Here is an 18091-nt window from a genome sequence, read left to right as displayed (position 1 = left end):
GGGCGATGATCATCGATCCGAGTGGGCGCGGGCCGTCACACCGCACGTTGGGCCTGGCGGGAACGGCCATGCTGGCCGTGATCGCCGCGGTGGTCGCGCTGCTGGGTCTGCGCTATACCGGCGCGTTCGACGATCGGGTGGCCGTCGTCGCGATGCTGACCAGCAGCGGCGACGGGCTGCCCGAGCGCGCGGACGTGAAGTTTCGCGGGATGCTCGTCGGTTCCGTCGCGGGCGTCGACATCGTCGCGAAGGGTGAGCGGCAGCGGGTCGAGATCGATCTGTTGCCCGAGGCTGCCGGCGACATTCCCGGCACTGTCACCGCGCGGGTGGTGCCGGCCAATATCTTCGGCGTCACGGCCGTCGAACTCGTCGACAACGGGCCTGCCGCACGCGGGCTACGCGCGGGCATGACCATCGAACAGGACACCAGCCGGGCGACCACCGAACTACAGACCACCCTCACCACCCTGCGAACCGTGCTCGACCATATCCAGCCGGAGAAGCTCGGCCGGGTGCTCGGCACCCTGGCCGATGCCCTCGATCCCGCCGCCCGGGTGCCGGGCTCGACCATCGAACGCCTGGACACCTGGACCACGCAGGTCCGCGCGATCCCCGAAATCGGCGACCTGCTCGGCGATCTGGGCGCGGCGACAACAGCCATCAGCGCGTCGGCCCCCGAGCTGATCGACGTACTGGCCGCGTCGGTGACCTCGGCGCGCACCATCACCGAACGCCGCGCCGGCGTCCTCGCCCTGCTCACCGGTGCGAGCAGCACCATCGACGCCACCAACGCGCTGTTCGCCCGCAACCCGGACGCCGGAAAGGAATTGGTCGCCGGCCTCGACGAGACCTTCGGCGCCCTCGCCGCCGACCCCGACGCCCTCCCGGTGTCGGTCGCCAACCTCAACGCCGCGCTCGGCGAGCTCGCCACGGTATTCAACTGGGGTCCGAGCAAGCAGATGAGCTGGGCCATCGACGTCACCTTCACACCGTTCCAGCAGTACACGGCGCAGGACTGTCCGCGATACGGGGATGTGGCAGGTCCGCGCTGCTCCGATGGTTCGGTGCCGAACACCGCACCGGCACAGCGGTTCCCACCGACACTGATCCCGCGTCATCTGGATTCGGCCGGGCCCGCACCGGTCGTTCCCGGAGCGTTCGGGCTGCCCGGTGCTCCGGGAGCCCCGGGGGCGCCCGGTACTTCCGGAGTGCCCGCGACGCCGCTGGCGCCGGGCCTGCCCGGATTCCCGCTCATCCCGGGTTTACCCCCGCTGCCCTTCCTCGTCCCCGGCGGACCGATTCCGCCGGCTCCCGCAACTTCGCCAGAGTCTGCGCCTCCGGCACCCGCTGGGCCAGGAACACCGCGATCGGGACCTCCAGGTAGTTCATCGCCCGACAGCTCCCCCGCCGCCCACCCGGATCGGACAGCCGTACCCGGACCCCGACGGGCCGGCGCCGGAGCCGCCGAAGCCGGGCAGTCGGCGTCCGCCAGGCCGCTCCGTGGGCGCGCCGCCGTCGCCGCCCTCGTCGGCGGTGAACCCAACGCCGCGCAGCTGCTGCTGCTCGGCCCGGTCCTCGCGGGCGGTTCCCTCACCGTCCGCGACACCACGGGCGCGCAGGACGGGGGCCGTTGACGTGCACCGTATTTCCCCGCCGCACCACGGCGTCCCACGTTTCACCCCGCGATTCAGGCGCGCCCCGGCAGGCGCCGGATTCGCCTGCGAACCACCACCAACCGACCAGGGGGACCGACGATGAATTCCCGCAGCGCAATAGCCGGGCTCGCCATCTTCGTGGCGCTCGCTCTCGGCGCCACGTACACGATCTGGTCGACCCTGCAACGCTCGGTGCCGGGCGACACCACCGGCTACTCCGCCACATTCACCGATGTGCTCGGCCTGCGGGTCGGTGACGACGTGCGGATGGCCGGGGTGCGGGTGGGCCGTGTCGATGCGATCGAACTCGATCCGCAGCGTAAGGCCCGCGTGGAGTTCTCGGTGCAGTCGCGCCAGCAGCTCTACACCACCACCAAGGCCCTGATCAGGTATCAGAATCTGATCGGACAGCGCTATATCGCGCTGGCGCCGGGCGAGGGTGCGGGCCGGCGGCTGACGGCGGGCGCGTCGATTCCGTTGGAGCGCACCGAATCCTCCTTCGATGTCTCCACGCTGCTGGCCGGGTTCGAGCCGCTGTTCAGCATGTTGCAGCCGGATGAGGTGAATTCGCTGTCGGAGACGATGGTGCAGGCCTTACAGGGCGATGGGGTGTCACTATCGGCGCTGATCACCCGGGCGGCGAGTCTGGCGGGTACGTTCCGTGAGCGCGACGAGATTCTCGGCGCGGTGATCACCAACCTCAGCGGCGTCATCGCGGGGCTGGCGAACCGCAGCCAGGAATTGGAAACCCTCATCACCCAATCGCGTGCGCTGGTCACCGGCTTGTATGAGCAGGGCGAGACATTGAAGGGCGCGGTCACCCAGGTCGCGGATTCGACGGACACGCTCACCGAGCTGATCGGACAGGTGGCGCCGGGGATGGCGCAGGCGCAGCTGGATGCCACCGCCGGGGTGAATCTGCTGCTGTCCAATGGAGCCCGGCTCGACCGCGCGGCCGTCGAGCTGCCGGATGTGCTGGCCGGGCTGGCCCGGATCAGCGGCAACGGCACCTACATCAATTCCTATGTCTGCGGACTCGATGTGTCGCTCTGGGGCGTGCTGTTCCCACAGGGGCTGTTCTCGCAGGTCGGCGGGAACTCACATTCGGAGGTGTGCCGGTGATGCGGAGGTTCCTCGCACGGTTCCGATTGATCAACCGCATTCTGGTGCGGTTCGGGCTGCCCACGATGCCCGAGATGTGGGCGGCCATCCCCAGCTATTCGCAGAATCGGCACTGGTGGCTGGGGCTGACGGCCGGTGCGGTGGTGCTGGCACTGCTGGCCGGATCCGGTCTGCTCACCCGGGCGGGAATCGGCCACCGGACGGTGCGGGCGGAGTTCGCGCAGGCCGCGGGCCTGCGTCCGGGTGACAGCGTGGACGTCGCCGGTATCGAGGTGGGGACGGTACGGGCGGCACAGCTGCGGCGGGACCGGATCGTGGTCGAGTTGTCCATCCGCGACGATCTCACCCTCGGCGCGGACGCCGGTGCGGCGATCGAGATGTCGACGATCCTCGGCAAAATGCACGTCGAGCTGAATCCCGGCACCGGCAGCGATCTGCCCGGCGAGCTCATCCCGCTCGAACGCACCACCGTTCCGTACAACCTGTCCAAGGTCATCGACGATCCGGTCTATCAGAACTCCTTCGAGCACATCGAGCGCCTCGACCCGGACAAGCTACGGGCCGCGCTCGAGGCGGTGCACCAGCAGATGGGTGATTCGCCCGAGCTGACCTCGCAGGCGCTCGACAGCGTCGGCGTGCTGGCCGGGGTCATCGGCGATCGCCGTGCCGAGGTGGACAGTCTGCTGAAGAACATGGATGCCGTCGCGCAGCTGGTGGCCGACAACCAGAACGGCGTGCTCATGCTGCTCACCCACGGGCAGGCCATCGGCGATGCGGTGGCCCGCAGACAGGATTTGATTCGAAACCTGCTCGACGATATCGGAGCGGTATCGAAGACATTGCAGACCATGGGTGTGCAGAACAACGGCCAGTTGGGTCCGCTCATCCAGAACCTGAACACCATGTCCGAGGGCTTGCAGAAGAACCGCGACAATCTCGACGCCCTCTATCAGGTGATGCCGGTGGCGTTGCGGCAGTTCAACAATGCCTTCGGCAACGGCCCCTACGGCGAGGTCTATCTGCCGTGGGTTTTCCCCGACAACTGGCTGTGCCTGGCGCACGCCGTGGAGGAGTGCCGATGATCGGCAACGTTGTTCGTTTCGCCGTGCTCGCCCTGGTCGCGGTGTTCGCGGCCGGCTGTTCGGCGCTACCGCACAGCCTGACCTCGCTGCCGGATCGCCTGCGCGGAAATCTGCTGCGGATCAGCGCGGATTTCGAGAACGTCGCCGGACTGTACGCCGGTAACGAGGTGTCGGTGCTCGGGCTGCCGATCGGCCGGGTGGACGCGATCGAGGCCAAGGGCGCGTTCGTGGAAGTGCGCATGACCATCGAGGATGTCAGGCTACCCGCCGACACCAAGGCGGCGCTCATCTCGCCGCAGCTGATCACCAATCGGCATATCGAACTCACCCCCGCCACCACCGAGGACGGCGCGATGCTGGCCGATGGTGCCCATATTCCCCTGGCCCGCACCAGGACTCCGGTCGAGCTCGACCGCATCCTGCGCACCTTCGAACAGCTCGGCAACGCGTTGAAGGGCAGTTCCACCGAGGGCCCGATGGCGAGCCGGGTGCTGTTCCCGATGCTGGACGGCAATGGCGACAAGATCCGCGAAACCCTGGACGCGCTGTCGTCGGCGTTCGAGGTGACGCTGGCCAATAAGGACCAGATCTCCAACACCATCGTGAAACTCAACGACATCACCCAGGTCGTCGCCGAGAACGATCGGACCGTCCGTGATTTCAGTGCACGGCTCACCGAACTGGTGACGTTGCTGAGCGATCAAGCGCCCGGCTTGCAGGCGGTGCTCACCCAGCTCAACGACTTCGTCACCAATACGAGTGCCGTCGTCGCGGAGAATCGCGCACCGCTGACGGCGGCACTGAACCGGCTCACCACCATCACCGCGCAGATGCGCGCCCACGCCCGCGGGTTGACCGAGATCGTGGATGTGGGCCCGCTGTTCTTCCAGAACTTCGCGGCCGCCATGAGCCCGGAGCATCGGGCCCTGCGACTACATCTGCTCACCGATAAATCCCTGCTGGACAACGAGACCCTGGCGCTGTTCTGCGAGCGGGTGCAACTGCGGTCGGACGGGTGCCGCACGGGGCGGCTCGCGGACTTCGGACCCGACTTCGGACTGACCGCCGCCGTGCTGGGGCTGACGGCATGAACGGCCGGCTCGCCCGTATGACCGGGGCCGCGCTCGCCGTGCTCGCCGTCGGCGGCTGCGCGGTCACCGTCGACAACCTGCCGCTGCCGCAACCAGGAGTGGACGGCCCGACCTACACCCTGCACGCGGTCTTCGACGACGCGCTCAACCTGCCCGAACGCGCACGGGTCAAGATCGGCGGCACCGACGTCGGCGTGGTCACCGAGATCGACACCATGGATTTCCGCGCCGAGGTGCGGCTATCGATCAGCAGCGATATCCAGCTACCCGAAGGCACCCGCGCCGAGCTGCGCCAGGCGACGCCGCTCGGCGATATCTTCATCGGCCTCACCCTGCCCGCGAAGCGCCCCGGCTCCCCGCTGCTCGCCGACGGCGACACCATCGACCGCGAGCACACCTCGGCCGGCGCATCGGTCGAGCAGCTGATGATGTCGATGTCGATGTTGCTCGACGGCGGCGCGCTCAATCAGGTCGCGCGGATCACCAGCGAGATGAATTCGATGATCGGTGGTCGCGGCCCGCAGCTTGCGCATCTGCTCACCGAGCTGACCGCGACCCTGGACGCGTTGAACCAACGCACCGGTCAGATCGATAGCGTGCTGCACGGACTGACCGGGCTCACCACCGTGCTGAACGCCCGCAAGGCCGAATTAGGCGCTGCCGCCGAGCAGTTCCCGCCGCTGATCGGGGTGATCGCGGAGAACAACCAGGCCATCGTCGACCTCACCGCGAAGGTGTCGGTGACCATGGCCGCGCTCGGCGATTTCACCACGACCACCGGCGAACAGTTCCGCAGCTTGTTCGACAGCGTGCAGCGGCTGATGGGCGGGTTCACCCGGATGGGCAACAATCTGGCGGGCACCCTCGACGGCCTGCACACCCTGTATCCGTCGCTGCAAGCGACCGCCGAGGGCACCAGTCTCGCGGTGGGGGCGCGGATCTCGTATCTGAGTCTGGGTGCGCTGACCGATCCGAGCGGCAGCCGGCTGCCCGACGGCAGCGATCCGGCCGCCTTCGTCGGCAGTCTCGCGCAGGTGCTGGCCCGGGTCCAGGAACGATTGCAGGGCGGGCACCGATGAAGCGGCACCTGATCTATCCGCTGCTGCGGCTGCTCGATGCCGGGCTGCGGTTGGCGGATCGCTGGCTCGATCGCGGGGCGAGTGTGCTCGTGCGGGTCGCGAGCTGGCTCTCGGACCGGGTGACGGTGGTCGCCTCGATCGGCCTGATCGCGATGTTGCTGCTCGGTTCCGGCTATATCGCGGTCGACATCGTGCGGTTCAACCCGTTGCGGGAGACCTACCGGGTGACGGTGATGCTGCCGGTGTCCGGTGGGCTGCTGGCCGACAACGACGTCACCCTGCGCGGGGTCCGGGTGGGCCGGGTGCGGTCGGTTGAGTTGTCCGATTCCGGGGTCACGGCGATCGCGGAAATCGAGTCCGGTACGCGGATCTCACAGCACACCACCGCCGCCGTGCAGCGGCTGTCGGCGGCCGGTGAGCAGTATTTGGATCTGCGGCCGAGCACCGGCGACGGCCCCTATCTGGCCGACGGTTCGGTGATCGACGCGGCCCGGGTGTCCACGCCCGTGACGATCGAATCGTTCCTGGCCAACACCAGCGCGCTGATCTCCGGGTTGAATCCGCAGCGCCTCACCGTCATCGTGGACGAACTGGACAAGGCACTGGCGGCCGGACCCGACCAGCTGCGCAGCGTCATCGCGGGTATCAGCCAGGCCATGGCCGGGCTCACCGGGATGCTGCCGCACACCACCCAGCTCATCCGGAACCTGAGCGTCATCGCCGAGACCACCACACACGCCCAACCCGATCTCGGCACGCTGGTGCGCGGTTCCGGCGTCCTGTTCGATCAGATGACCGCCGCCGATCAGGAGGTGCGGCGCCTGCTCGACCTCGGCCCCGGCCAGCTGGCCACGCTCGGCGGCGTGATCGGCGAGACCACCGATCCGATCACCGATCTGGTGACCAACTTCGTCGCCATCACCCGCGCCGCCCGCCTGCGCACCCCGGCCATGCGAGCGCTGTTCCCGGCGATCCGGCTCGGATCGGCCGCCATGGGAATCCCCGCCCACGACAATGCCTTCCACACCCTCACCGATATCTGGCCGCGCCCGACCTGCGAATACGACACCATTCCGGTCTCCCCCGCACAGGTCTCCGACGGCCGGGTCCGCCTGTACAACTACTGCGTCACCACCCGCCCGGAAATCCAGATCCGCGGCTCCGCCAACGCGCCACGCCCGCAGGTGCCCGACAGCGGTGCCGGCCCGCCGCCCGGTGTCAGCGGCGACGAACTCTCGGTCCCGTTGCCCGCGAAGTGAACCGCCACGAACCACAGGAGTGTCCATGAGCACCACCGATCCCGACCCGAACCGCTCGAACAGCGATACGGCCGCGAAGCCGGCCGATCAGGCCGACGGGCACGCGGACGCGCAGCCGGATGCGACCGCGGCCGACGCCGACGACGCACCGACGGCGGAGGACACCGCAGCCGCCGCACCAACCCCGCGGCGGACGGGGGCTCGCGACAGGTTGCGCGGCAGTCGGATTGCCATGGCCGCCGGTGTCGCCCTGGTGATCGGTGCGGTGGGCGCCGCCGGATACTTCGCCGTGCGTGCCGAGCAGGTCAGGTCCCGCGAGGACGCCAAGGAGGCCGCTCGGCTGGCGGCGTGCGAATACGCGCCGGTGCTGGCCGACTACAACGCGCAGAACCTGGACACCTATTTCGCCGCCGTGCTCGACGGTGCGACCGGCGCGTGGAAGCAGGAATTCGACGCCACCAGCAAGGATCTGCGCGAGGTCTTGACGAAGGGCCAGGTGGTGTCGAGGCCGGGTGAGGTGCAGTGCGCCATCGAATCCGGCGATGAGCACACCGCCCGCGCGGTCGTCGTCATCGGGCAGTCGATCAGCAGTGTCGGCACTCAGGGACAACCGCGCGAAGGGCAGCTCGCGGTCACCTTGTCCATGCAGCACGTGGACGGATCGTGGCTGGTGAACGAGGTCAGCTCGCCGCTGCTGCCGCAGTGACCACCACCTATCGAGGGATACAGCCCATGAAACAACTCGTCATCATCGCCGCGGTGCTCGTCGCCGTCGGCGCGATCGCCGGGCTCATCGCCCTGATCGTCCTCCGTGCCAGGGCACGGAAACTGCTGTCCGCCGAGACCGAACCGGAATCGGAGACGCTGCTGCGCACCTTGCGATCGCGGCGACCCACCTTCGAGATGACCGTGGTCCGCCGGTTCGAGGCCCCGACGGAGCGGGTCTACGACGCCCTCGGCGAGGGTGCGTTCTCCTGGTTCCCGCTGATCGGCGGCGTCCGCTATCAGGGCCGTGAGCGCGGCGTCGGCGCCGTGCGAACCCTGGACGCGCTGCTGTTCGCGGCGGCAGAACAGGTCGTCAGGGCCGAGCCGGGCCGCCGCCTGACAGTGGTCGGCGTCCGCACGTCGGTGCCGCTGGTGGTGCTCACCTACCAGCAGGACTTCCGCCTGGAACCCACCGCGGACGGTGGCACCGAGGTCTCCTGGACCGTCGGCGGCCGCCCGGCCATCTTCGCGTTCCTTCCGGCGAGCTGGGCCGCCCCGTTCGTCCGCCCATTCGCCCGATTCGCTCTCGGTCGGCTCTCGACGCGGGTCTCGGAGCAGGCGGCATGACCGAAACCATCACCGAACCGGGACCCGACACCACCGACGCGCCCACGGACAGCCTGCTCACCAGCAGCTATCGAACATTGCGTACGGTGTGGAGGTGGTTGCGCCGCAAGGCTCTCGCGGTGCGCGCCGATCTGCTCGACCGCCTCCAGACCGCCCTCCTCGGCGCTGTCGCGCTCGGTGCCGCCGCCGTCGCGCTGGGGTGTGCGGGCTACCTGCTGCTCGCCGCCGGTGTCGAAGTGCTCGACCTGTGGGTGCCGCGCTGGGCTGCCCTCCTGATCGAGGGCTGCGCACTGCTGCTCGTCGCGGCAGCCGCGGCAGGCGTCGGCCTCTGGCTCCTGGCCCGCGCCCGCCGCCGGGGACCCGGCGCACCCGGCGGTCGAGTTCAGCGCCGCTGAATCCCTCGGCCGCTCACCGACTCTCGCAGTCGACCCACTCCATGTACCCGCTCCCGTCGACCGGCCGCCCCCGCCAGCTGCCCGCGTAGGTCATGGCGCCGGCGTATCCGCGGCCGTGGCCGTAGCGCAGCGGGGCGTCGACCGTGACGGTCAGCGCGAAGACCTCGCGGTTGCCGTCGCGCACCGACCAGCGCAGTTCGCGCGGTACGCGCATGACGCGGCCGAGTTCGTCGACGGCGTTGCGGTCGGCAAGCACCTCCATGCGCACGTCGGTGAAGGCGCGGGCGTCGCCGTCCAGTGAACGCAGATGCGCCATCCGGCAGGCCGTGGCGCCCGCGGCGCGGACGTCGGTGAGCAGCAGTTGGGTGCGCCGGTCGAGGTTGATGATCTGGTAGGTGAAGAAGTCGACCGGCACTTTGAGCGCCTCGGGCACCGGACGCGCGGTCAAGGCCTGTGGCGAGAGGCAGCGGGCGTATTCGACGGTGCCGAGGGTGTCGAAATCGGTGCTGCCCTCGGCGTCGGTGAGAGTGCCGCGGCAGGTGGCCAGCAGGCTGAAATGATCGTAGACGGGGGTGCGGATGAACCACGACACCTGCGGTGTCGCGGTGATCTCGGCGTCGACCCGGAAACCGGGATAGCGCCCAGTGAGGGTGAAATGCGGGTAGCTACCGGTGATCTCGAGGTCCTCACCCCAGCGCAGGACCGAACCGTCGGCCGCGAACTCGCATTCGGTGCGGGTGTCGTAGGCCCGGTAGTGACGCTGCGCGGCGTGCGCGGTCGAGGAGAACACGGTGCTGGTGTGCCTGGCATCGGCGACGGCCAGATAGTCGTTGTCGAAGCAGACCGAGCCGGTGGCGCCGATGAGCGTCATCGTGTTCAGGTAACGGTGGCGCCCCGGCAGACGGGGCAGGAAGACCCCGTAGTGCGTCCACGCCCACAGCGACGAATCCTGGTGCGGCCGAAGCATCTCCGGCCGTCCGAACGGGCGACTGGATTCGATGACCCGTCGATCCACCCGTGGCGCCAGCCCGGCGAGCAACGCCTTCGCCGCGAGCCGCACCGGCAGGCTGCGCTGTCCGGGCCGGGACCGATCGGTGATACAGGTTGCCGACATACGAGAACGTCCTCTCGACCAGCGTGGACGTCCACCGCAGCGGTCGTCCGGTGCACGCGCCGTTGCGTGACCTCACGGTAATTTACCGATCGGTCAAACACAGGTCAAGGGGTCGCCTGCCGATCGTGCATGCCCGCCTCGGCGATCAGGTCGACGATGCGCAGGCAGCGCGCGGCCATCTCCGGCGCCGACTGCTCCGGATGCCGCAGCCACCACCGCACCACCGAGCCGACCATGCCCGTCCACACCTCGGTGAGCACGGCCAGATCGTCGGCGTCGATCGTCCGCGGCACCGCTTCGCCGACGACCGCGACGCCGCGCGAGGCCTGTTCGACCAGCCGCCGACGCACCCGCATCGCCTCTGCCAATGCGTCTCCGTCCTCGGGCAAACCGCGATCCCAGATGACGTGCCAGTCGTTGGGCCGCGGTTCCAGGGCGGCGAAGATGGCGGTGAGCACCAGCGCGGGCAGCCGCAAGCCCGCTGCGCCGTCGGCCATCGCGCGCTCGATATGGGCGGTCAGGTTGTCGCCCGCGCGGCGTACGCAGGCCGCGTACAGCCCGTCCTTGGAGGAGAAGTACGCCAGCACCATCGGTTTGGAGACGCCGGACCGAGCTGCCACAGCCGCCAGCGAGGTACCCGCGTATCCGTGCCCGCCGAACTCCTCGGTCGCGGCGTCCAGGATCTGCCGTTCCCGCTCCGCCCGCGGGACACCCTTCGTACCTGCCGTGCCCATTCATCTATCAGACCACAGGCGGCCAAGGATGCCGGTCACATTACTTAACGCACGAACTATTAATGCGCTAACGTGGTGGGCATGAACGGACAGCCGACGGATCTCGAGCTCGACGATCCGCTGCGCCTTGACCGCCAGGTGTGCTTCGCGCTCGCGGTGGCCAACCGCGCGGTGCTCGCGGTCTACCGGCCGCTGCTGGAACCGATGGGCCTGACCCACCCGCAGTATCTGGTGATGCTGGCGCTGTGGGGTTCGGCGCCGATGTCGGTCAAGGAGATCGCCGAGGCCATCCAGCTCGACTCCCCCACTCTGTCGCCGCTGCTCAAGCGGTTGCACAGCGCCGGGCTGATCACGCGGGAACGCGATCCGCGCGACGAACGCAACCTGGTGATCGATCTGACCGAGCAGGGCCGCGCGCTCCGCCGGCAGGCCGAGGCCATCCCGCCGGCGGTGGTGCAGCGGCTCGGGGTCAGCCTGGCCGACCTGGAGGAATTGCACACCGTGCTGACCCGGGTGAACCAGGCCGCGCGCCGATGGGTGCTCGCCGAGCCCGAGGCGACCGAAGCGAACACCCACCACACGCGCACCGAAGGAGCCCGCTCATGACCCGCGAACGCCGCCGCCCGAACCCGATCCAATGGCTCGGCTACGCCTGCGGGCGCAAGCTGCCCGATTCCATGCGCGACTGGGTCCGCAACGATCTCACCGGCAAGTACGCCTTCCCCCGGCACGTGCTGCGCGGCCTGGTGCCGTTCGTCCCGCTGTTCGCGGTGTTCCTGTTCTTCCCCGGTGAGCTGTGGTTGCGCGGTTCGATGGTGCTGCTGGCGCTGCTGTTGGCGCTGTTCTACACGGTGGCGTTCATGCCGATGAACCGCGCGCACCGGCTGGCGAAACACGGCCTGCCCGCCGACCTGGAGAACCCCGAGCGCGCCGACCGCCGCGCACGCGAACGCGCCAGGTACGCCGCACAACATCCGCACTGAGCGCCGCGTTTCGCGAACAGCGCCGCTGACACGCTCGACGAACTACTTGACGGTGACGCGGACCTTGACGGCGTCGTCGTCGGTGGACTCGAGCGCCTGCGCGATGAGCGCCGAGAGATCCAGGCGCGGGCCGGTGGCGGTGACGGCGTCGGCCAGCGGTTGCAGCCCGGGCAGCAGCGAGGCCAGCTCCGGGCCCACCTGGTGCACCCATTCGGTGAGCCGCTGCAGGAACGGCACCAGGCCGTTGCCCTCGAGGTACATCTGCGGGGCATCGCCGGTCTGGATCAGCCTGCCCACCGATTCGACCAGTTCGTCGAGTCGCTGGGCGAACTGGGTGAAGGCCGGAGCGGCGGCCGCGGTGGCCGGACCGGCCCAGTCGATGTCCTGGGAGACGGCTTCGAAATCGTTGAGCAGCTGCGCGATCTGCGGTTCCCTGGAGACGATGGTCGAGGCCAGCAGGTCGGCGGCGCGGGTGAGTTCGGGCATCACCGCGTCGGTGCCGTGCAGCGCCACGCTCATGGTTTCGGCCAGTGAACCGACCACCTCGGGGTCGAGCTGGTTCATCGTGTCGGTGACCATCCTGGCCGCCTCGGGAATCGACAGCGGGGTGCGCACGTCCTGCGACTGCAATCGCTGCCCGTCCTCGAGGTACGGTCCCGCACCGGTTTTCGGCCGGAACTGCACATACGGCTCACCGAGCGCGGACAGATGCTCGATGGTGACGACGCTGTCGGTGGGCACCTTGTGCTCGCTGTCGACGCGCAGCCCCACCTCCACACCGGCGGCGGTGCGGTCCACCGAGGTCACCCGGCCGACCTCGATACCGGTCAGCAGAATCGGCGAACCGACGCCGAGCCCACCGGAATTCTTCAGCACCATCGACGCCTCGGTGTAGTCGGCGAACGGATCGACCTGCACCACACCGAAGGTCAGGTAGCTCGCGCCGAGCACGGTGATGGCGGCGATACCGCCGAGGGAAGCCAGCGGGCCGATCTTCATCGGATGGCTCCGATCATGCGCAGGGTCTCGATGATGCGGTCGATCTGGTCGTCGGCGGAGATCGGTGCGCCGCCCGCCGGCGTCACCTGGACGTCGGCGATGTTCACCTTGGCGCCCCGCTCCACGAACGGAATGATCTTGTCCCGCAATAATGCGGTGAGCAGCGCCAGATTCGATGGCGAGGCGGTGTTCAGCGGTGCGCCGGTGATCAGCGGTGCGAAGGCCAGCGCGGCCGCGTCGCCGGCCTGCACCAGCGGCGTCAGCCAGGTCATCGACGCACCGACCGGCGCGAGTGCGCCGAAGATATCGGTGACGCCGCCGATGGAGTCGGTGGCGTCGGTCATCTGCCGCACCGATTCCGGCCGCAGGATGTTGTCGAGTTCGGGCTGGATCTGGTGCAACACACTGGAATTGGTTTCCAGGCCGTAGAGCAGCCGGTCCACCTGATCGAGATTGGCCGCCAGATCGACGACGTCACCCGCGATCACCTGCGTGATGCGCTGGGTTTCCCTCGGATCCTGCGGCAGCACCGAGTTGAACCGGTTGATGACGTCCTGCAACTGACCGACCGCACCGCCCTGCACGAACACCGCCATGGCGGCCATCGTGTCCTCGAGCTGCACCGGCGGTTTGGTCTGCTCGAGGGTAATGGTGCCGCCGGGCGCCAGCAGCGAGTCGAATCCGTCGGGCGGGGTGGTCAGTGCGATGTGGATATCGCCGAGCACGGTGTTCTGCCGCAGTTCGGCGATGGTGGTGGCGGGCAGGCGCACGTCATCGGAGACGTCGATGTCGACCACCACGTAGCCGCCGCGCCCCTCGGGAGCCTCGTCCGCCGGCACCACCCGCACCGAATCCACGGTCCCGACCTGGGCGCCGTTGGCGATGACCTTGGCGCGCGCGGGCAGATTGAGCACATTCGCGAACTCGATGCTGACCTGGTAGGTCGAGCCGGACACCGAGGTACCTGGCACCGGCACCTGGGCCGGATCGAACGCACAGCCACCGGCGAACAGCGCTGCGGACAACGCGACGGCGATCGCGGCCGAACGCATCCGCTTACCGAGCAGCGCGGTCATCGCGCACCTGCCAATCCCAGCACCAGCTGAACGAGTTGGACGTCGACCATGCCGTTGCCCGCGCCCGCGCAACGGCCGGGCGCGACCGCGTTGATCGCGGCGCAGACCTGCTCGGCGTCGCGCTGGGCGATGGCCACCTTCGGCGGTGCGTAGACCAGGCCGGGTGCGCCCGTCGCCGGATCGGTCACCGAACGGAAGGCCGAGGTCAGCGCCGGCGCCATGAGGACGATGTCGCGCAGCGATCCGACGTTGGCGCGCAACATCTTCACCAGCGGCACCAGCCCGTCCAGGGTGCCCATGAGCGGGTCGGCCAGGATGGTGGTCAGGTCGTTGAGCATGGGCAGCACCTCGCGCAGCCCGTCGAACAGGGCCGCACCGGGCACCAGCAGATCGTTGCTGGCCTGGTTGAGCACCGGCGCCAGCCGGGTGAGCATGGTCTTCAGGTCACCCCAGTGTGTGCTGACCTTCTGCGACACCGAGGAGAACGCGTCGAAGATGCCCGCGAGGTGGCCGATATCGGCATCCGGGGATTTCAGCGTCGAACCCAGCTTCATGACCAGGTTGTTGATCTGCGCGCCGGTACCAGCGGTGGCCGAATCCAAGGCGCGCAAGCCGCCGGCCAGCGCATCCGGCTGGGTCTGCGGGGTACCGCCGATCTCCTCGGACAAGGCCGCGAGCGCGGTGATGGTTTCGGTGAGGCTCTTGGGCGTCAGCGTTTTGGTGATGCACTGCCCGGCATCCCACTCGTCGGCGGTCTTGCCGCTGGCCAGCACCGCGAGTTCGCGGTCGGCGACCACGCTGTCGGACAGGGTGGTCGCGGAGGCGTCGGCGTAGACCGGGTGCTCGGCGTCGACCTCGAAATCGACACGCACGGCGGCGCCTTCGGGCCGGATGCCGGTCACGGTGCCCACGTCGATGCCACGCATCGAGACCTTGTTGCCCGCGTACAGGCCGACGCTGTCGGGCATAATCGCGCAGTAGGACCGGGTTTCCTTGATCGGATCGAACGCGACGACATAGCCGACCACGGCGAGCAACGCGATGACCAGCGCGCCCGCGATCGACATGAACGCCTGTGAGCCGAGAATCCGCTTCACCATCAGCACACCTTCCCCGGCACCGGAACACAGATCGGCCCGAGCGCCGCACCCGGATCCAGCCCCGGTGGCGCGGTGACGGTTTCCCCCGAGCGGTCGATCGTCACCGGACCGTCCGGGATCACCAACCCACCCAGCCGGTCGCCGAGCCCCTGCACGGCGGTGATGAGCGGTTCGAGCTGGGTGCCGAACTTCTGCAGCCGCGGCAGCGCGTCCGCCAGTTGCTGCGCCTTCGGTTTCAGCGTGTCGTCCCAGGCCGGTGCCAGCGTCGCCAGCCGCTGCACCACCGAGGACAACAGCCCGACCGCCGCTTTCAGCTCGGCGCGCTTGTCCAGCAGCACGGTCTCCATCAGGTTGACGTTGTCCATCAGCCGGCCGAGATCGGTTTTCGCGCCGTCGTACATGGTGACGTACTCGTCGGCCACCGCGATCGCGTTGGACACCTGGGTGCGCTGACGTTCGATGGCGTCCAGGTACTGGCCGAGGGTGTCGAGCGTGGTGCGCAGCGTGTCGGGGGCGCCGTCGATCGAGGTCTGGATGGAGGCCAGGTTGCGGCGCAGGGTGTCGCCGTCGGTGGCCTGCAGGGGCGCGGTGGCGTCCTGGAAGGTTTCGATCAGGCTGTAGGGCAGGCGAACCCGCTCGGCCGGAATCGGCGTGTCCCCCAACGGCTGATCACCGGCCGGGAACAGCGCGACGTAGTGGCCGCCGACGATGGTGAGCATGCGGATGTCGAGCGAGCTCTGATCGCCGACGAACACGTCGGAATCGACAGTGAACCGCATGATCACCCGATCCGGTTTCAGCTCGAGCGATTCCACCGTGCCCACCGAGATGCCGGCCAGCCGCACATCATCGCCCGCCTTCACCGACTGCGCTTCGCTGAGTTCGGCGGTATAGGTGGTCTTGCCGAACGGCACCACGTACACCACGCCCGCGGCGACGGCGGCGATCACCAGCGCGACGGCGCCGATGATGCCCAGCCGCAGCTCCTTACGCAGCCGGGTGGGCTCGTCCATGATCGGGGTGTCGCCGTTGACCATGCGGCGGATCCGGTCGAAGCCGGGCAGTTTCACGCGTTGCATATCGCGACCTTCTGTCCGCCGATGAGCACCTGCACCGGCTCGGGCAGTTCGGCTTGTCCTTTACTGCACTCGGGCTTCCAGCCCGCGACTGTGCGCGGCAGGGCGTTGTCCACCGCGGCGAGCAGACCGGGCAGCCTGCCGAACACCTCGACCGCTTCCTGCGGGTCCGGGAACAGCCCGCGGATCATCGCGTCCACATCGGTGCTGCCGTCGGTGGCCAGGCCGAGCGCGTCCAGCAGCCGGTCGATGGGGCCGAGCACCGAGGGCGCGGTCATGGCGAATTCGGCCAGGCCGCCGACATTGGTGCGCAGCGCCTCGAAGATGTCGGACAGCCGTGCCAGCAGCGGCACCAGATGATGCACTCGCCCGCCGACCCGGTCGGCCAGATCGGACATGTTGCCGACCAGGGTGGCGATCACTTCCTGCCGGTTGCCGACATGCTCGCTGAGCTTGCCGATGGCGTCCAGCGCCGGGCCCAGCCCCGCGCCGTCACCCTCGATCACCGCGAGCATGCTCTCGGTGAACTGGTTGATCGCCTCCGGAGACATGGTGGCCAGCACCGGCTTCAAACCGTTGAACAGGCTGGTCACATCGAACGACGGCAGCGTCATATCGGTGCCGATGCGGGCGCCGTCGGGCAGCCGGGCACCGGGGTTCGGCTGCTGCTGCAGATCGATATAGCGCTGACCGGTGAGGTTCTGGTACCGGATGGCCAGGACGCTGTTGTCGTAGATCGGGGTCGAGGTCTCGACCGTCAGCCGCACCTCGGCCTGATAGCCGTCGAGCTCGATGCCCTCGACCTTGCCGACCTGCACGCCGTACATGCGCACGTCATCGCCGACCTTGAGGCCGTTGGCATCGGTGAACAGCGCGCTGTGCGCCTCGGTGTCACCGTCGACCGGCCGCTTGATCGCGGTGATCACCACCAGCAGGATCACCACCATGGCCGCGGCGAACACCGCCAGCCGCCAGGCCGCACCACGCACCGTCATCGGGCGCCTCCCTTCACCGGCAGCCCGAGCAGCGGCACCGCGATACCCGGCACGCCACGCAGTTCCAGTTCGAGATCGAGGACGGGACCGTCCGGGGTGTCCTTCATGGCGGCGCCGAGCCGGGTCAGCAGGGCACGCAGATCGGCCGCCGACTGCTGCGGGGTCGACACCGTGCGTGCCAGCACCGTGAGCATCGGCGCGAGCATGTCGGTGTAGCCGGAGAGCTGGCCGGCTTCGGTGAGGGTGGTGGCAAGCGCGGGCAGGATCTGCCCGGTCAGTGCGGCCACGCCCGCGTCGAGACGCTCGCGATCGGTGTTGAGCACATCGATCTCGACGAACTGATCGATCACCTCGATGGTGGCGCCGGCGAACTTGCCGCCGCCGTCGAAGGCGCCGCCGAGCCGGCCGACCAGGTCCGAGGACGGCATGGACTGGTTGTCGGCGACGGTGCGCGCGGCCGCGATCAGGGCCTGCGCGAGCGGCGTGAACGCCTCCACGTCGGCGGCGGCCTGCGCGATGACGGTCGCCATCTGCGGGGTGAACACCGTCGCGCCCACCTGCGACATACCGCGCAGCAAGCTGCCCATGGTGGCGTCGTAGACGTCGGCCGCGCGGTCGCCGGTCAGGTCGATCACCATGTCCGCGCGCAGCGGGGAACCGCCGGAGCCGGGCAGCAGTTCGAGTTCGCTCACGCCGAACAGATTCGACGGCGCGTAATCGACCTTCAGGCTGTCGTCCAGCCCGGACAGCCGGGACTCGTCGAGATCGAGGGTGATGCGCTGGGTGCCGCGCGCCTCGGGGGCGATCTCGGCGACCTCGCCGACCAGCACCCCGTCCACGCGCACCGGGGTGCCCGCGATGATGCCGTCACCGATCTGCTCGGTCTGCAGGGCGATGCGCAGCCCGTCCTCGGAGCGCAGCGTGCGATAGCAGACGGTGGCGAGCAGCACCGCGACGACCACGCCGACGATGGCCGCCCCCACGGTCATCGCGCGCGTC

19 protein-coding genes are annotated in these 18091 nt (G+C 68.9%); 11 read left to right on the top strand and 8 right to left on the bottom strand.

Annotated features, from left to right (window positions below; genetic code table 11):
* The first annotated feature begins 5 nt into the window (after window positions 1-5).
* The 9 genes from AC4HOU_RS24290 (at window position 6) to AC4HOU_RS24250 (ending at window position 9015) form a co-directional block, all read left to right on the top strand.
* Window positions 6-1634 carry an MlaD family protein gene (locus AC4HOU_RS24290; protein ID WP_195021458.1) on the top strand — a complete coding sequence of 543 codons (1629 nt, stop codon included), beginning with the start codon at window positions 6-8 and terminating at the stop codon, window positions 1632-1634.
* 120 nt (window positions 1635-1754) lie between these two features.
* Window positions 1755-2777, top strand: a complete 1023-nt coding sequence (locus tag AC4HOU_RS24285; RefSeq protein WP_163815892.1) for an MCE family protein — start codon at window positions 1755-1757, stop codon at window positions 2775-2777.
* Window positions 2777-3859 carry an MCE family protein gene (locus AC4HOU_RS24280; protein WP_194989545.1) on the top strand — a complete coding sequence of 361 codons (1083 nt, stop codon included), beginning with the start codon at window positions 2777-2779 and terminating at the stop codon, window positions 3857-3859. Before AC4HOU_RS24285 ends, AC4HOU_RS24280 begins: the two co-directional genes overlap by 1 nt.
* Window positions 3856-4950, top strand: a complete 1095-nt coding sequence (locus AC4HOU_RS24275) for an MCE family protein (protein ID WP_195021459.1) — start codon at window positions 3856-3858, stop codon at window positions 4948-4950. The genes AC4HOU_RS24280 and AC4HOU_RS24275 overlap by 4 nt, the downstream gene beginning before the upstream one ends.
* A gap of 17 nt (window positions 4951-4967) precedes the next feature.
* Window positions 4968-6029, top strand: coding sequence for an MCE family protein (locus AC4HOU_RS24270; RefSeq protein WP_324197452.1), 1062 nt, complete (start codon window positions 4968-4970; stop codon window positions 6027-6029).
* Window positions 6026-7288, top strand: a complete 1263-nt coding sequence (locus tag AC4HOU_RS24265) for an MlaD family protein (RefSeq protein WP_195021461.1) — start codon at window positions 6026-6028, stop codon at window positions 7286-7288. Before AC4HOU_RS24270 ends, AC4HOU_RS24265 begins: the two co-directional genes overlap by 4 nt.
* Before the next feature lie 25 nt (window positions 7289-7313).
* Complete coding sequence (locus AC4HOU_RS24260; RefSeq protein ID WP_195021462.1) at window positions 7314-7994, top strand: Rv1363c family protein; 681 nt, start codon at window positions 7314-7316, stop codon at window positions 7992-7994.
* A 26-nt stretch (window positions 7995-8020) separates the two neighbouring features.
* Window positions 8021-8620 (top strand): SRPBCC family protein, encoded by a 600-nt coding sequence (locus AC4HOU_RS24255; protein WP_195021463.1) that lies wholly within the window; start codon window positions 8021-8023, stop codon window positions 8618-8620.
* A complete protein-coding gene (locus tag AC4HOU_RS24250) occupies window positions 8617-9015 on the top strand; it encodes a phage holin family protein (protein ID WP_195021464.1) in 399 nt (132 codons plus the stop codon). Before AC4HOU_RS24255 ends, AC4HOU_RS24250 begins: the two co-directional genes overlap by 4 nt.
* 13 nt (window positions 9016-9028) lie before the next feature.
* Here the strand turns inward: AC4HOU_RS24250 and AC4HOU_RS24245 are convergent, their stop codons facing one another.
* Both AC4HOU_RS24245 and AC4HOU_RS24240 read right to left on the bottom strand, forming a co-directional pair.
* Complete coding sequence (locus AC4HOU_RS24245) at window positions 9029-10129, bottom strand: DUF6670 family protein (RefSeq protein ID WP_228816067.1); 1101 nt, start codon at window positions 10127-10129, stop codon at window positions 9029-9031.
* Between the two features lie 104 nt (window positions 10130-10233).
* Window positions 10234-10863, bottom strand: coding sequence for a TetR/AcrR family transcriptional regulator (locus AC4HOU_RS24240; protein WP_163815910.1), 630 nt, complete (start codon window positions 10861-10863; stop codon window positions 10234-10236).
* A gap of 81 nt (window positions 10864-10944) precedes the next feature.
* On the opposite strand from AC4HOU_RS24240, the gene AC4HOU_RS24235 reads away from it, so the two are divergent.
* Together AC4HOU_RS24235 and AC4HOU_RS24230 are read left to right on the top strand one after the other, a co-directional pair.
* Window positions 10945-11469, top strand: coding sequence for a MarR family winged helix-turn-helix transcriptional regulator (locus AC4HOU_RS24235; RefSeq protein ID WP_163815912.1), 525 nt, complete (start codon window positions 10945-10947; stop codon window positions 11467-11469).
* On the top strand, window positions 11466-11846 hold the full coding sequence (locus AC4HOU_RS24230; RefSeq protein ID WP_163815914.1) for a DUF5313 family protein: 381 nt from the start codon (window positions 11466-11468) through the stop codon (window positions 11844-11846). The genes AC4HOU_RS24235 and AC4HOU_RS24230 overlap by 4 nt, the downstream gene beginning before the upstream one ends.
* A gap of 42 nt (window positions 11847-11888) precedes the next feature.
* Here AC4HOU_RS24230 and AC4HOU_RS24225 read toward each other — a convergent pair whose 3' ends face one another.
* Genes AC4HOU_RS24225 through AC4HOU_RS24200 form a run of 6 tightly spaced genes read right to left on the bottom strand, consistent with a single transcriptional unit; the run spans window position 11889 to window position 18081 of the window.
* Window positions 11889-12845, bottom strand: a complete 957-nt coding sequence (locus AC4HOU_RS24225) for an MlaD family protein (RefSeq protein ID WP_163815916.1) — start codon at window positions 12843-12845, stop codon at window positions 11889-11891.
* Window positions 12842-13921, bottom strand: coding sequence for an MlaD family protein (locus tag AC4HOU_RS24220; RefSeq protein WP_490725334.1), 1080 nt, complete (start codon window positions 13919-13921; stop codon window positions 12842-12844). Before AC4HOU_RS24220 ends, AC4HOU_RS24225 begins: the two co-directional genes overlap by 4 nt.
* Complete coding sequence (locus tag AC4HOU_RS24215; protein ID WP_194989538.1) at window positions 13918-15021, bottom strand: MlaD family protein; 1104 nt, start codon at window positions 15019-15021, stop codon at window positions 13918-13920. The genes AC4HOU_RS24220 and AC4HOU_RS24215 overlap by 4 nt, the downstream gene beginning before the upstream one ends.
* Entirely contained in the window at window positions 15021-16100 is a 1080-nt protein-coding gene (locus AC4HOU_RS24210; protein WP_490725333.1) for an MlaD family protein, read from the bottom strand. The genes AC4HOU_RS24215 and AC4HOU_RS24210 overlap by 1 nt, the downstream gene beginning before the upstream one ends.
* A complete protein-coding gene (locus AC4HOU_RS24205; protein ID WP_163815921.1) occupies window positions 16088-17092 on the bottom strand; it encodes an MlaD family protein in 1005 nt (334 codons plus the stop codon). Before AC4HOU_RS24205 ends, AC4HOU_RS24210 begins: the two co-directional genes overlap by 13 nt.
* Window positions 17089-18081 carry an MlaD family protein gene (locus tag AC4HOU_RS24200; RefSeq protein ID WP_195021466.1) on the bottom strand — a complete coding sequence of 331 codons (993 nt, stop codon included), beginning with the start codon at window positions 18079-18081 and terminating at the stop codon, window positions 17089-17091. Before AC4HOU_RS24200 ends, AC4HOU_RS24205 begins: the two co-directional genes overlap by 4 nt.
* Window positions 18082-18091: the final 10 nt, after the last annotated feature.

The organism is Nocardia sp. JCM 38205, from assembly GCF_058222935.1.
Note: the sequence above shows the minus strand (reverse complement) of the source record. Positions and strands in the feature narration are given on the sequence as shown.

Excerpts from the sequence above, each read along its gene's own strand:
- AC4HOU_RS24240 (WP_163815910.1), bottom strand. The coding sequence starts at position 10,863 with ATGGGCACGGCAGGTACGAAGGGTGTCCCGCGGGCGGAGCGGGAACGG.
- AC4HOU_RS24250 (WP_195021464.1), top strand. The coding sequence starts at position 8,617 with ATGACCGAAACCATCACCGAACCGGGACCCGACACCACCGACGCGCCC.
- AC4HOU_RS24225 (WP_163815916.1), bottom strand. The coding sequence starts at position 12,845 with ATGAAGATCGGCCCGCTGGCTTCCCTCGGCGGTATCGCCGCCATCACC.
- AC4HOU_RS24255 (WP_195021463.1), top strand. The coding sequence starts at position 8,021 with ATGAAACAACTCGTCATCATCGCCGCGGTGCTCGTCGCCGTCGGCGCG.
- AC4HOU_RS24290 (WP_195021458.1), top strand. The coding sequence starts at position 6 with ATGATCATCGATCCGAGTGGGCGCGGGCCGTCACACCGCACGTTGGGC.
- AC4HOU_RS24270 (WP_324197452.1), top strand. The coding sequence starts at position 4,968 with ATGACCGGGGCCGCGCTCGCCGTGCTCGCCGTCGGCGGCTGCGCGGTC.
- AC4HOU_RS24235 (WP_163815912.1), top strand. The coding sequence starts at position 10,945 with ATGAACGGACAGCCGACGGATCTCGAGCTCGACGATCCGCTGCGCCTT.
- AC4HOU_RS24220 (WP_490725334.1), bottom strand. The coding sequence starts at position 13,921 with ATGACCGCGCTGCTCGGTAAGCGGATGCGTTCGGCCGCGATCGCCGTC.
- AC4HOU_RS24265 (WP_195021461.1), top strand. The coding sequence starts at position 6,026 with ATGAAGCGGCACCTGATCTATCCGCTGCTGCGGCTGCTCGATGCCGGG.
- AC4HOU_RS24245 (WP_228816067.1), bottom strand. The coding sequence starts at position 10,129 with ATGTCGGCAACCTGTATCACCGATCGGTCCCGGCCCGGACAGCGCAGC.
- AC4HOU_RS24205 (WP_163815921.1), bottom strand. The coding sequence starts at position 17,092 with ATGACGGTGCGTGGTGCGGCCTGGCGGCTGGCGGTGTTCGCCGCGGCC.
- AC4HOU_RS24260 (WP_195021462.1), top strand. The coding sequence starts at position 7,314 with ATGAGCACCACCGATCCCGACCCGAACCGCTCGAACAGCGATACGGCC.
- AC4HOU_RS24215 (WP_194989538.1), bottom strand. The coding sequence starts at position 15,021 with ATGGTGAAGCGGATTCTCGGCTCACAGGCGTTCATGTCGATCGCGGGC.
- AC4HOU_RS24230 (WP_163815914.1), top strand. The coding sequence starts at position 11,466 with ATGACCCGCGAACGCCGCCGCCCGAACCCGATCCAATGGCTCGGCTAC.
- AC4HOU_RS24285 (WP_163815892.1), top strand. The coding sequence starts at position 1,755 with ATGAATTCCCGCAGCGCAATAGCCGGGCTCGCCATCTTCGTGGCGCTC.
- AC4HOU_RS24200 (WP_195021466.1), bottom strand. The coding sequence starts at position 18,081 with ATGACCGTGGGGGCGGCCATCGTCGGCGTGGTCGTCGCGGTGCTGCTC.
- AC4HOU_RS24210 (WP_490725333.1), bottom strand. The coding sequence starts at position 16,100 with ATGCAACGCGTGAAACTGCCCGGCTTCGACCGGATCCGCCGCATGGTC.
- AC4HOU_RS24275 (WP_195021459.1), top strand. The coding sequence starts at position 3,856 with ATGATCGGCAACGTTGTTCGTTTCGCCGTGCTCGCCCTGGTCGCGGTG.
- AC4HOU_RS24280 (WP_194989545.1), top strand. The coding sequence starts at position 2,777 with ATGCGGAGGTTCCTCGCACGGTTCCGATTGATCAACCGCATTCTGGTG.